Source organism: Mesorhizobium sp. M2E.F.Ca.ET.219.01.1.1, assembly GCF_004016445.2.
Taxonomy (GTDB): Bacteria; Pseudomonadota; Alphaproteobacteria; order Rhizobiales; family Rhizobiaceae; genus Mesorhizobium.
The window spans coordinates 1-304 of sequence record NZ_SADT02000213.1 but is presented as its reverse complement, the minus strand read 5'-3'; the positions used below and the strand labels follow the sequence as shown (position 1 = coordinate 304).

Genomic DNA, 304 nt, shown 5'->3' with positions numbered 1-304 from the left:
CGGCTTCAAGGGGTGGATGGAGGCTTTCGGTCGCCAGTGGTCATCCCTGGAAGTAAAAAATCCGCAATTCTATCCGTCAGGTGAAGACGTCATCTTCAGCCGCTCTCATGTGTATGCGGTGTCGCGTCCGACGGGCCGGGAGGTCGACTGGCCACTGCTCCAGTTCTTCCGTGTACGAAACAACCGGATCCTGGAACTGCGGCCGTTCCATTGGGACACGGCGGCCATGTTGCCTGCGATGCGCGCAACCAGGGAGGACACGCATGCCCAATGAAATCGCAATCATCACTGGCGCGAGTTCAGG

General features: G+C 58.9%; 1 pseudogene. It reads left to right on the top strand.

Going from position 1 to position 304, the window contains the following annotated elements:
- A pseudogene (locus EN862_RS35570) lies at positions 1-274 on the top strand (nuclear transport factor 2 family protein); the annotation flags it as partial.
- Positions 275-304: the final 30 nt, after the last annotated feature.